The organism is Burkholderia sp. AU45388, assembly GCF_030481585.1.
GTDB lineage: Bacteria > Pseudomonadota > Gammaproteobacteria > Burkholderiales > Burkholderiaceae > Burkholderia > Burkholderia sola.
Map to the genome: position 1 here is coordinate 146,449 of NZ_JAUJPV010000018.1, position 11,998 is coordinate 158,446.

The 11,998-nt window shown below is 68.0% G+C and carries 13 protein-coding genes and 2 tRNA genes; 6 read left to right on the top strand and 9 right to left on the bottom strand.

Annotated features, from left to right (window positions below):
• Window positions 1-110: 110 nt before the first annotated feature.
• On the bottom strand, window positions 111-329 hold the full coding sequence (locus tag QZM72_RS25470; RefSeq protein ID WP_006486208.1) for an RNA-binding S4 domain-containing protein: 219 nt from the start codon (window positions 327-329) through the stop codon (window positions 111-113).
• Window positions 330-595: 266 nt separating this feature from the next.
• Here QZM72_RS25470 and QZM72_RS25475 point away from each other — a divergent pair, with 266 nt between their 5' ends.
• Window positions 596-997: a hypothetical protein gene (locus tag QZM72_RS25475; protein WP_301739533.1), complete on the top strand. Its 402-nt coding sequence runs from the start codon at window positions 596-598 to the stop codon at window positions 995-997.
• 131 nt (window positions 998-1,128) lie between these two features.
• Here QZM72_RS25475 and QZM72_RS25480 read toward each other — a convergent pair whose 3' ends face one another.
• From QZM72_RS25480 to fdxA, 8 genes are all read right to left on the bottom strand, one after another.
• On the bottom strand, window positions 1,129-1,905 hold the full coding sequence (locus tag QZM72_RS25480; RefSeq protein WP_089466964.1) for a DUF4088 family protein: 777 nt from the start codon (window positions 1,903-1,905) through the stop codon (window positions 1,129-1,131).
• Between the two features lie 159 nt (window positions 1,906-2,064).
• Complete coding sequence (locus tag QZM72_RS25485; protein WP_089466965.1) at window positions 2,065-2,403, bottom strand: AzlD domain-containing protein; 339 nt, start codon at window positions 2,401-2,403, stop codon at window positions 2,065-2,067.
• The gene (locus QZM72_RS25490) at window positions 2,400-3,167 is read right to left on the bottom strand and encodes an AzlC family ABC transporter permease (RefSeq protein ID WP_089466966.1); all 768 of its coding nucleotides are present in this window, start codon (window positions 3,165-3,167) and stop codon (window positions 2,400-2,402) included. The genes QZM72_RS25485 and QZM72_RS25490 overlap by 4 nt, the downstream gene beginning before the upstream one ends.
• 138 nt (window positions 3,168-3,305) lie before the next feature.
• Window positions 3,306-4,238, bottom strand: a complete 933-nt coding sequence (locus tag QZM72_RS25495; RefSeq protein ID WP_089466967.1) for an AraC family transcriptional regulator — start codon at window positions 4,236-4,238, stop codon at window positions 3,306-3,308.
• 61 nt (window positions 4,239-4,299) lie between these two features.
• Window positions 4,300-4,785 (bottom strand): CreA family protein, encoded by a 486-nt coding sequence (locus tag QZM72_RS25500; protein ID WP_050011493.1) that lies wholly within the window; start codon window positions 4,783-4,785, stop codon window positions 4,300-4,302.
• Window positions 4,786-4,915: 130 nt separating this feature from the next.
• A tRNA-Asn gene (locus QZM72_RS25505) sits at window positions 4,916-4,991 on the bottom strand.
• A 72-nt stretch (window positions 4,992-5,063) separates the two neighbouring features.
• Window positions 5,064-5,139: transfer RNA gene (locus QZM72_RS25510), tRNA-Asn, on the bottom strand.
• A gap of 104 nt (window positions 5,140-5,243) precedes the next feature.
• Entirely contained in the window at window positions 5,244-5,567 is a 324-nt protein-coding gene (gene fdxA, locus QZM72_RS25515) for a ferredoxin FdxA (RefSeq protein ID WP_011544919.1), read from the bottom strand.
• A 289-nt stretch (window positions 5,568-5,856) separates the two neighbouring features.
• On the opposite strand from fdxA, the gene pncB reads away from it, so the two are divergent.
• The 5 genes from pncB to rmuC all read left to right on the top strand — a co-directional run bounded on the left by pncB (window position 5,857) and on the right by rmuC (window position 11,824).
• Window positions 5,857-7,056 carry a nicotinate phosphoribosyltransferase gene (pncB, locus tag QZM72_RS25520; protein WP_089466968.1) on the top strand — a complete coding sequence of 400 codons (1,200 nt, stop codon included), beginning with the start codon at window positions 5,857-5,859 and terminating at the stop codon, window positions 7,054-7,056.
• Window positions 7,057-7,143: 87 nt separating this feature from the next.
• Window positions 7,144-7,806 (top strand): lactate utilization protein C, encoded by a 663-nt coding sequence (locus QZM72_RS25525; protein WP_089466969.1) that lies wholly within the window; start codon window positions 7,144-7,146, stop codon window positions 7,804-7,806.
• Between the two features lie 41 nt (window positions 7,807-7,847).
• A complete protein-coding gene (locus QZM72_RS25530) occupies window positions 7,848-9,278 on the top strand; it encodes a sodium:proton antiporter (protein ID WP_089466970.1) in 1,431 nt (476 codons plus the stop codon).
• Between the two features lie 81 nt (window positions 9,279-9,359).
• Window positions 9,360-10,349: a D-glycerate dehydrogenase gene (locus tag QZM72_RS25535; protein WP_089467912.1), complete on the top strand. Its 990-nt coding sequence runs from the start codon at window positions 9,360-9,362 to the stop codon at window positions 10,347-10,349.
• Entirely contained in the window at window positions 10,346-11,824 is a 1,479-nt protein-coding gene (gene rmuC, locus QZM72_RS25540; RefSeq protein WP_089466971.1) for a DNA recombination protein RmuC, read from the top strand. The genes QZM72_RS25535 and rmuC overlap by 4 nt, the downstream gene beginning before the upstream one ends.
• Window positions 11,825-11,998: the final 174 nt, after the last annotated feature.

Genomic DNA, 11,998 nt, shown 5'->3' on the forward strand with positions numbered 1-11,998 from the left:
AGCTTACGGCTTTATTCGTACCGTGTCGAACGCGTGCGCCGATGGCCATGTCGCGGGCAGGGGAACGGCCCAGGGGGCCGGCGCAAGCCCGTTATCGGCATGAACGGGCCTTACGCCTCGCGTACCGCGATGCGCGTGTCGCCGAGCAGCACGACCTGGCCCGCGCGGATCTTGCAGGTCTTGCGCAGCTCGACCGCGCCGTCGACTTTCACGGCGCCGGACGCGACGATCAGCTTCGCGGTGCCGCCGCTGTCCGCGAGGCCGGTGATCTTGAGAAGGTTGTGCAGCTCGACGTATTCGCCGGTCAGCGTGAAATCCAGATTGGGCATGACGAGGAAGGGGCGCGACGCGCGGGAGGAAACGCTCCGCATCATACGGCACCGCGGGCCGGCACGCGAGCGCGGGCCGCCGCCGCACGTTGTAAAGGACTGTGAGCGATTCGTCAGCAAATGAAACGGTGGGTAACAGTCTGAGAGATTCGCGAACCGGCCGCGCGGGCCGCGGGTCTTCTGTCGTACCTGTCGCGTGTTGCGGCGGGGAAGCGACGGACCGCATCGCCGCGGTCGGCGCTCACAACTTCTCGAGGAGAATTGCCATGTCCAAGATTCGTACGATGCTGATCGGTGCCGCGCTGACGGCGTTCGCCACGTCGGCCGCATTCGCCCAGACGGGCACGACGGCGCAAGGCGCGGCCGGTGCCGGCATGCAGGCGCAGACGCCGGCGGCAGGCGTCGGTGCAGGCGTGCAGGGCGGTGCCGGCGCGAACGCGTCGGGCAATGCGGCGGGCGGGGCGACCGATGCGGTCGGCGCGGCAGCCGATGGCGCGAAGGATACGACATCGTCGGCCGTCCATTCGACCAAGAAGCACACGAAGCATGCGGCGAAGTCGGCCAAGAGCCATGCGGGCTCGGCCAAGAAGAAGGCCGACGACGCGACCGAAGGCGGCGCCTCGGTCGGCGCGCAGGGCGGTGCATCGGCGCAGGGCGCCACGCAGTAAGCGGTGCCCGGCGCTCGTCGCGACGCGCGTGTTCGGACGGCGTGTCGCGACGGGCGATCCTCTGGCGGCCCGGTTCGCTTCGCGCGAATCGGGCCGTTTTCATGAGGCGATACGTGCGGCCGGACGCGCGCTTACGGCCGGCGCTGGCCTTGCCCCTGCCCCTGGGCCGGCCGCACCGCAGCCGGGGTGAATACGCTGCGCAGCCACGCGGCGAGGCGCGCGAAGACGTCGTACGGTTCCTCGACGAAGATTTCCGGCTTCAACAGCCGCAGGTATTCCATGATCTGCTGCGCTTCCTGCTTCTGGAACGAGCCGTGCGCGAGCCCGAGGCGCAGCAGCCCGCGCAGTTCGCCGAGCTTGTCGCGCGCGGTGCTGCCGACGCTCATCTCGCACGCGAGCTTGGCCTCGTAGATCCGCTGCCGCAGCGATTCCGCGAGCCGCCACGCAGGCGTCTGCATCAGTTCCTCGAGCGTCTGGATGTCCTGCGCCGCGCCCTTGATCTGCGCCGCGAGCGGGTCGATCAGCGACGCGTCGCCCTGCGCTTCGGCGACGATCGCCTTCGCCCAGTCGCGGCATGCCTTCGCGAGTTCGTCGGGCGTCCATTCGGAGCGCGACGCGAAGCCGAAGCCGAATTCGCCGGCCTGCCGCATCAGGATCGCGACGACGTCCGGAAATTCCTTGTCGAGCGTGCGCTTGGCCCACGCATACTGGCCGCCCTGCAGCATGCGCTGCACGGCGTGCTCGGTGAGCGGCACCATGTTGTCGAGCAGCTTGGCGCGCAGGAAATCCTCGAACGACGGCGTCGCGAATTGCGGGTCGAGTTTCAGCGACACGCGCACGAACGCGTCGTAGTCCTTGCGCAGGGACTCGAGCGTGTCGTCCTTGAGGGAAAGGGTGATCTGGCCCATGAATCGTCTCGATGGCGCCCCGCGCAAGCCGGCGCCGGCACGGCGCACCGGAACGGGCGCAGCGTCGACTGACCGATGCGCGCCGGGGCCGGTGGCGGTCTTCCTCTTCTATATCGGCGCACCGGACGGAAACTTGAGCGCGTGTAATGGAGCGGGCGCTCAGGCGGGCGGCCAATGCGGCAGGACGACCCCTTGCCACAGGAAGAACACCGCGAGGCCGGCGGCGATCGTCATGAGCGGGCGGCGGGTCGCGGCCGACACGAGCACGGCCGCGAGCGCGCCGACGAGCTGCGGATTGCGCCAGGTCAGCTCGGCCGTGCCGCCGTGCGGCGAGACGGTCATCGGCACGATGATCGCGGTCAGCACGGTGACCGGTACGAAGCCGAGCGCGGTCCGCACGAGCGGCGGGAACGTCAGCCGCTCGCCGAACAGGAACAGTGTCGAGCGGATCGCGTACGTGATGACGGCCATGCCGAGGATCAACAGCGCGTAGCTCACGAGGCGGCCTCCGGGCGGGAGCGGGCGCGCGTGCGATCGTGCCGCAGCGTGAGCACGACGCCGATCGCGACGCCGGCGGCGACCGCGCCGAGCAGCCCGAGCTTGTACGGCCAGCCCTGCCAGAAGTACGCGAGCGTGCCGGCCGTGGCGGCCGCCGCGAAGTAGCGCAGCGTGCCGAGTTGCGGGACGACGATCGCGATGAAGGTCGCCGCCATCGCGAAATCGAGGCCGAGCGACTGCAGGCCGGGGAACGCCGTGCCGAAGCCGATGCCCGCGAGCGTCCAGACCTGCCAGTTCAGGTACATCGCGAGCCCGGAGCCGAAAAAGTAGTGGGGGCCGATCGTGCCGGGCGGATGGTGCCGGTAGTGCCCGTAGGCGACCGCGAACACCTCGTCGGTCGTCAACGCGCCGAGCGTCGCGCGCCAGCGCAGCGGCAGATGCGCGACATAGGGCGCGAGCGTCGCGCTGTACAGCAGATGGCGCAGGTTCACGATCAGCGTCGTGGCGAGCACGACGGCGAAACCCGCGCTGCCGGCGATCAGGCCGAGCGCGATGAACTGCGCGGAGCCTGCGAATACGGCGAGCGACATCAGCGCGCCGTGCCAGGCGGCGAGCGGGCCGCTGCCGACGAGCGTACCGAAAATCACGCCGAACGGCGCCGCGCCGATCATCATCGGAATCGTGTCGCGCGCGCCGTCGAGCCATTCGTTGAGCGGGCGGCGCGGGGACGATGCGGGTGTCTTGTTCAAGAAACGCTCCTCCATGCGCTGGAGGATAGCGGGCCGGTGGCCGGCCGGCTTGTATGTTCTTGCGCTCGCCGGCGCGAGGCCGCTGCCGGTGCCTGAGTGCCGGCCGGCGCGGATCGCCGTGCGGCGCGGCCGACGACGGCGGGAAGCCGTGCGTCAGCTTGCCTGCCAGCGCCCGGGCGGCACGCCGAACATCCGTTTGAAATGCCGCGTGAAGTGGCTCTGGTCGACGAAACCGCTGGCCGCCGCGACATCGGCGACCGGCACGCCCGCGCGCAACGGCGCCAGCGCGCGCTGCAGCCGCAACTGGTTGCGCCACGCATGCGGCGGCATGCCGGTCGTGCGCGTGAACAGGCGCGCGGCATGAAACGGCGACAGGCCGACCGCCTGCGCGACGTCGTCGAGCGTCACCGTGGACGTCAGATCGGCGGCGAGCCGCTCGCGCATCGCGTCGACGCGCGGTTCGTCGGCCGCGAGCCGCGCCGGCTGCGGCCGCACGTCGGCATGGCGCGCGATCAGCGTCGACAGCGCATCGAGCATCGCGGTTTCGGCGGCGAGCGGATCGTAGAGGCGCGGCGCGTCGGGAGCTGGAGCGCCGGCCGCCGGATCGCCGGCCGCCGGATCGCCGGCCGCCGGAGCGTCGGCCGCATGCGACGATAGCGCGCGCTCGCTGCCGGCTTCCAGCATCCGGTGCGCGCGCGTGAGCCGGGCCGCGAGATCGGCGTCGCGGATCACGTCGGGGGCAAACCAAGGCGCAGCCTGCGGACGGCCCGCGATGGCCCTCGCAAGTTCGCGGATGAATTCGATCGGCATGTAGCTGACGCGATAGCACCAGCCCTCGTCGGCGGCACGCGACCCCGTATGCACTTCGCCCGGATTGATCACGGGCACGGTGCCCGTTTCGGCGACATGGCCGGTGCCGCGATAGGTGAAGCGTTCCGCGCCTTCGAGAATCACGGGGATCGTGTACGCATCGTGCCAGTGGGGCGCGAACGCGTGATCGCGATAGGTGGCCGTGAGCAGATCCGCGTCCGGCACGAGCGGCGTGCGCCAGTAGCGTGCGGAATCGGGAAGGCGGGTGGCGGACATGATCGGGCGCGGGAGCGGTCGAACCGACAGTGTATCGCTCGCGCGCCCGTCGGATGCGGGCTTACTTGACCGGAATCGTCGTGCCGGCCGGCATCGGCACCGCGGTGACGGCGTTCTTCGGGCTGCCGCTGACGATACGGTCGCTGTAGGTCAGGTAGACGATCGTATTGCGTTTCTTGTCGACCACGCGCACGACGTGCAGCGTCTTGAAGATGAACGACATGCGTTCGCTGAATACGTCGGCCTGCTGCTTGAGCGGTTCCTTGAAGCTGATCGGGCCGACCTGCCGGCAGGCGATCGACGCTTCGCTCGGATCCTCGGCGACGCCGAGCGTGCCCTTGATCCCGCCGGTGCGCGCGCGCGACACGTAGCAGGTCACGCCGTTCACGACCGGATCGTCATAGGCCTCGACGACCACGCGATCGGAACCCGTGACGCGGAAATGGGTGTTGACGCTGCCGACTTCCTCCGCGTGCGCGAGCGGTGCGGCGGCGACGGCGGAGAGCAGGAGGGCGGCGGGGGCGAAACGCAGGAGGCGATGCTTCATCGACGGAACCGAGTGCGGATGCGGGACAGAGACTCTAGCATGCGCATGACCGGGCCACGACAAGCAGGAAAATGGATCGCGGTGGCCGGAAAAACAAAAAGGCCCGTCGAATGACGGGCCTTTCGCTGTTTGGCTCCCCGACCTGGGCTCGAACCAGGGACCTACGGATTAACAGTCCGGCGCTCTACCGACTGAGCTATCGGGGAATAAATCGGTACATCTGCGTGTTGTGTCGTCCAACAAAAAACCCGTCCACTTTCAACGGGCCTTTGTGTTTTTGGCTCCCCGACCTGGGCTCGAACCAGGGACCTACGGATTAACAGTCCGGCGCTCTACCGACTGAGCTATCGGGGAACAAACAACAACAGCAGAGAAACGAGATTGTATGGAGTGTTCGCTAACCTGTCAACACTTCAAAGCCGCGCCGCATGAAATTTTTTGCAGTCGCCGCCGTGCGATCAGCGCTCGAGCAGGTGCAGTTTGTCCTGCACGTCCTTCCACTCGTCCGCGTCGGCCGGCGCCGGCTTGGTCTTCGTGATCGACGGCCAGTTCTTCGCCAGCTCCGCGTTCAGCTCGGTGAACTGCTGCTGGTCGCCCGGAACGTCTTCTTCGGCATAGATCGCATTGGTCGGGCATTCGGCGACGCACACGGCGCAGTCGATGCACTCGTCCGGATCGATGGCGAGAAAGTTGGGACCTTCACGGAAGCAATCCACCGGGCACACATCCACGCAATCCGTGTATTTGCACTTGATGCAGCCTTCGGTCACAACGTGAGTCATCAAAACGCTCCTGCTTGGCGGTATATATGGGGTGGCGTTTGCGCCAAAAGCGGCATTGTAACTGAAGCGCCAAAACCGCATGACGAGCTCGGCTATCCGGCTTATATCGTTTCGTGATTAGTTTATGGGATGCGCGACACGCGTACCCGCACGCCACGCACGGGCGCGATGGGGCGACGCGGCGGCGCGGTTTCACGATGGTCCGGCCCGCATTCGGGTAACATGGCCGGCAGACCGGGCGGCGCGCGGTGCGCCGGTGCCCTGTCACGATATTGGCGCTGCCGTCATCATGATCATCACTTCGCTGCTGGACACGGATCTCTACAAGTTCACGATGATGCAGGTCGTCCTGCATCACTTTCCCGCTGCAAACGTCGAATACCGGTTCCGCTGCCGCACGCCCGGCGTCGATCTCGTGCCGTACATCGACGAGATTCGCGACGAGGTGCGCGGCCTGTGCTCGCTGCGCTTTGCCGACGTCGAACTCGACTACCTGCGGCGGATGCGCTTCATCAAGAGCGACTTCGTCGACTTCCTCGCGCTGTTCCACCTGAACGAGAAGTACATTTCGATCACCCCGTCGCCGAAGGGCAACGGCGAGATCGACGTCGTGATCGAGGGGCCGTGGCTGCATACGATCCTGTTCGAGATCCCGGTGCTCGCGATCGTCAACGAAGTGTATTTCCGCAACACGCAGCGCGAGCCGGACTATCGCGAGGGGCGCGAGCGGCTGCGCGAGAAGATCAAGCTGCTCGGCGCGAAGCCGGAATTCGCCGACTGCAAGATCGCCGACTACGGCACGCGCCGGCGCTTCTCGAAGGTCTGGCACGAGGAAGTCGCGCTCACGCTGCGCGACGGGCTCGGCCCGCAGTTCGCGGGCACGAGCAACGTGCTGTACGCGATGAAGCACGACATCACGCCGCTCGGCACGATGGCGCACGAATACCTGCAGGCGTGCCAGGCGCTCGGCCCGCGGCTGCGCGATTCGCAGATCTACGGCTTCGAGATGTGGGCGAAGGAATATCGCGGCGACCTCGGGATCGCGCTGTCGGACGTCTACGGCATGGACGCGTTCCTGAACGACTTCGACATGTACTTCTGCAAGCTGTTCGACGGCGCGCGCCACGATTCGGGCGACCCGTTCGACTGGGGCGAGCGGATGCTGCGCCACTACGAGGCGAACCGCTGCGACCCGCGCACCAAGGTGCTCGTGTTCTCGGACGCGCTCGACATTCCGAAGGTCATGCAGCTGTACGAACGGTTCCGCGGCCGCTGCAAGCTTGCGTTCGGCGTCGGCACCAACCTCACCAACGATCTCGGCTACGTGCCGCTGCAGATCGTGATCAAGATGGTTCGCTGCAACGGCCAGCCGGTCGCGAAGCTGTCGGATTCGCCGGGCAAGAGCATGTGCGACGACAAGGCCTATCTCGCGTACCTGCGCCAGGTGTTCGGCATCGCGCAGCCGGTCGAGGAAGACACGTCGAAGTAGGCGTTGGCCGTTCGGCCGAAGGTGTGTCGCGGCAGGGGTGGCCGGTATAATCCGACGTATTGCACGCCAACGTCACGAGGACCGTTCATGGACACTTCCGCTGCCCGTCGCCAGATCCTCGCGCGCATTCGCGCGGCGCAGGGGCGCGCGGCCGAACCCGATGCAGCGGAGCGCGACGGCGTCGCCGACTATCTCGCCCGTCATCCGCAGGGTCCGCGCCCGCCGGCGCCGGTCGATCTCGTCGCCGCGTTCGTCGACGAAGCGGGGCGCCTGTCGACCACGGTCGACGAAGTCGCGACGCTGGCCGACGTGCCTGCCGCCGCCGCCCGCTATCTTGCCGCTCATGGTCTGCCGACGCAGGCCGTCGCATGGCGCACGCTGGCCGATCTCGACTGGGCCGGCGCCGGCCTGTCGGTCGAGTGCCGCAAGCCGCGCGACGGCGATCTCGTCGGCCTGACCGGCTGCTTCTGCGCAACCGCCGAAACGGGGTCGCTGGTGCTGCTGTCCGGCCCCGACACTTACGCATCGGCCGGCCTGCTGCCGGAAACCCACCTCGCGATCGTGCCGGCGTCGCGTATCGTCGCCGGTCATGAAGACGCGTTCGCGCTGATTCGCGCGGAGTGCGGCGAGTTGCCGCGCGCGGTCAATTTCGTGTCGGGCCCGTCGCGCACGGGCGACATCGAGCAAACGATCATTCTGGGCGCGCACGGCCCGTACCGCGTGCACGCGATCGTCGTACGGGGCGCATGACGCGCCCGCCCCATTCACAGTTTCGAACAAGGAAGTTCCGCATGAAACGACATGCCGCCTGGGCAGGCATGGCGTCGGGAATCGCGCTTGGCGCCGCTCCCGCGCTCGCATCGGCCGCCACGCTCGACGGTGCCACGTTATCCGCGCTCTGGGGCATCCCGTTCGCCGGGATCCTGCTGTCCATCGCGCTGTTCCCGCTCGTCGCCCCCGTGTTCTGGCATCACCACTTCGGCAAGATCGCGGCCGGCTGGGCGATCGTGTTCCTCGCGCCGTTCGCGGTCGCGTTCGGCGCGGGCGCCGCGTTCGGCACGCTCGTGCATGCGCTGCTCGAGGAATATATTCCGTTCATCGTGCTGCTCACCGCGCTCTATACGGTCGCGGGCGGCATCTGCGTGAACGGCAACCTGCACGGTTCGCCGAAGCTGAATACCGCGATCCTCGCGCTCGGCACGCTGCTCGCGAGCGTGATGGGCACGACGGGCGCCGCGATGCTGCTGATCCGGCCGCTGCTGCGCGCCAACGACAACCGCAAGCATGTCGTGCACGTCGTGATCTTCTTTATCTTCCTCGTCGCGAACGCAGGCGGCTCGCTGTCGCCGCTCGGCGATCCGCCGCTGTTCCTCGGCTTCCTGAACGGCGTGAGCTTCTTCTGGACGACCACCCATCTCGCGCTGCCGATGCTGTTCATCTGCGTGGTGCTGCTGACGCTGTTCTTCGCGCTCGATACGTACTTCTACCGGAAGGGCGGCGAGGAGCGGCCGGCCGCGCTCGATCCGACGCCCGACGGCGCGGCGCTGTCGATCGACGGCAAGATCAACTTCGTGCTGCTCGCGGCCGTGATCGCGCTCGTGCTGATGAGCGGCGTGTGGAAGCCGGGCATCTCGTTCGACGTGTGGGGCACGCACGTCGCGCTGCAGAATCTCGTGCGCGATGTCGCGCTCGTGGTCGTGACGCTCGCGTCGCTCGCGCTGACGCCGCGTTCCGCGCGCGAGGGCAACGCATTCAACTGGGCGCCGATCGAGGAAGTCGCGAAGCTGTTCGCGGGGATCTTCGTGACGATCGCGCCGGTGATCGTGATCTTGCGCGCGGGCGCCGACGGCGCGTTCGCGCAGATCGTCCATCTCGTCACCGGGCCCGACGGCAAGCCGGTCGACGCGATGTACTTCTGGGCGACGGGCATCCTGTCGTCGTTCCTCGACAACGCGCCGACCTACCTCGTGTTCTTCAACCTCGCCGGCGGCGATGCGCAGACGCTGATGACGGCCGGCGCGTCGACGCTCGCCGCGATTTCCGCCGGCGCGGTGTTCATGGGCGCGAACAGCTATATCGGCAACGCGCCGAACTTCATGGTGAAGGCGATCGCCGAATCGCGCGGCGTGAAGATGCCGAGCTTCTTCGCGTACCTCGGCTGGGCGCTCGTCGTGCTGATACCGGTATTCCTGCTGACGTCGTGGCTTTTCTTCACGGCGTAAGCTGACGTTTTTCAACCCCGAGCGGGCGGCTCCGGCGGCGCATGGCGCGCCGCGATCCGTTCGCGGCATGCGGAGATGGCGATGCAGAAGATCCTGGTCGCGCGTCCGATCTTTCCGGACGTGATCGAACGGCTCAAGCAGTATTTCGACGTCGACTGGAACGACGGCGACGCGCTCGCGCCCGACGCGCTCGCCGCGCGCCTGGCCGACAAGGACGGCGCGCTGACGGCCGGCGATCCGGTCGGCGCGGCGACGCTCGCGGCGGCGCCGCGCCTGCGCGTCGTGGCGAACATGGCGGTCGGTTACAACAACTTCGACATGGCCGCATTCAACGCGGCGAACGTGCTCGGCACCAACACGCCCGACGTGCTGAACGAGTCGACCGCCGATTTCGGCTGGGCGCTGATGATGGCCGCCGCGCGCCGGATCGCCGAATCCGAACACTGGTTGCGCGCCGGTCATTGGCGGAAGTGGGCGTACGACGGCTTCCTCGGCACCGACATCCACGGCTCGACGCTCGGCGTGATCGGGATGGGGCGTATCGGCCAGGCGCTCGCGCGCCGCGCGCGCGGCTTCGGGATGCAGGTGATCTATCACAACCGGTCGCGCGTCGCGCCCGAGATCGAGGCCGAGCTGAATGCCGAATACGTGTCGAAGGATGTGCTGCTCGCGCGCGCCGATCATGTCGTGCTCGTGCTGCCGTACACGAAGGAGAACCATCACACGATCGGCGCGGCCGAACTCGCGAAGATGAAACCCACGGCGACGCTGACCAACATCGCGCGCGGCGGGATCGTCGACGACGCGGCGCTGGCCGCCGCGCTGCGCGACGGGACGATCGCCGCGGCCGGCCTCGACGTGTACGAGGGCGAGCCGAGCGTGCATCCGGCGCTGCTCGAGGTGCCGAACGTCGTGCTGACGCCGCATATCGCGAGCGCGACCGAAAAGACCCGCCGCGCGATGGCGAACCTCGCTGCCGACAACCTGATCGCCGCGCTCGGCGAGGGGCCGCGTGCGGGGCAGCCGCCGAATCCGATCAACCCCGACGTGATCGGGAAGCCGCGCGCATGACGATGACGTTGTTGTTGGCGGCGGTCGTCGTGCTGGCCGTCGCGCTCGCGGCGGCGATCGTCGCGCTCGTGCGCGGCGGCGGCCGCCACGACGATGCGGCCGTGCTCGGCGACCAGATCGAGGACGCCGCGCATGCGCAGGCGCGTGCCGTCGAGCGGCTCGAACGCGAATTGCGCGGCGAGATCGTCGAGAACGCACGCGGCTCGCGCACCGAGCTGGCCGGCAGCTTCGCCCAGTTGCAGCAGACGCTCGCCGCGCAACTGACGAGCGTGGCGACCGTGCAGAACAACCAGATCGAGGGGTTCGCGCAGCAGCTCGGCAAGCTCGTCGCCGGCAATGCGCAGCAGTTCGACGCGATGCGCGAGAGCGTGCAGCGCCAGGCCCAGCAGGCGCGCGAGGAACAGGCGGGCGCGCTGCGCGTGTTCGGCGACACGCTGAACCGGCAGCTCACGCAATTGACCGAGGCGAACGACCGTCGGATCGGCGAAGTGCGTGCGACGCTCGAACAGCGGCTGAAGGAAATCGAGACGAACAACGCGGCGAAGCTCGAGGAGATGCGCCGCACCGTCGACGAGAAACTGCACGCGACGCTCGAGCAGCGGCTCGGCGAATCGTTCAAGCTCGTGTCGGACCGGCTCGAACAGGTGCATCGCGGGCTCGGCGAGATGCAGACGCTCGCGGCCGGCGTCGGCGACCTGAAGAAGGTGCTGACCAACGTGAAGACGCGCGGCACCTGGGGCGAAGTGCAGCTCGAGGCGCTGCTCGAACAGATGCTGACGCCCGACCAGTACGCGAAGAACGTCGCGACGGTGCCGAAGAGCACCGAGCGCGTCGAATTCGCGATCCGGTTGCCGGGGCGCGACGCCGGCACGCGCGACGCGCCGCCGGTGTGGCTGCCGATCGACGCGAAATTTCCGCGCGAAGACTACGAGCGGTTGATCGACGCGCAGGAGCGCGCCGATGCGGTGGCCGTCGAGGAGGCGGCGCGTGCGCTCGAGGCGCGGGTGCGGATGGAGGCGCGCACGATCGCCGAGAAGTACGTCGCGCCGCCGCACACGACCGATTTCGCGCTGCTGTTCCTGCCGACCGAGGGGCTCTATGCGGAAATCCTGCGCCGCCCGGGGCTGACCGACCTGCTGCAGCGCGACTACCGCGTGACGGTTGCGGGGCCGACCACGCTCACCGCGCTGCTGAACAGTCTGCAGATGGGGTTCCGCACGCTCGCGATCGAGCAGCGCTCGAGCGAGGTCTGGCAGGTGCTCGGCGCGGTCAAGACCGAGTTCGGCAAGTTCGGCGACGTGCTCGCGCGCACGAAGGCGCAGCTCGAAACGGTCACGCGCTCGATCGAGTCCGCCGAGCAGCGCACGCGTGTGATGAGCCGCAAGCTGAAGCAGGTCGAGGCGCTGCCGGGCGACACGGCGGCGGGGCTGCTCGGCGCGGACGGGGCCGAAGGCGCCGACGCGGACGACGCGTGACGCACGTTGCCGGCCGCCGCCGGACGGAAAAAACGGGCGCCGCGGCGCTAATGCCGTTCAGTTAAGGTTCTTTTTAAGGACACGGACGGCATAGCGTTTTGGCACAGCCTTCACGGCCCGCTCGAATTTTCGAGCGGGCCGTTCTTCTTTGAGTAGCGCGACCAGACGTAGTCG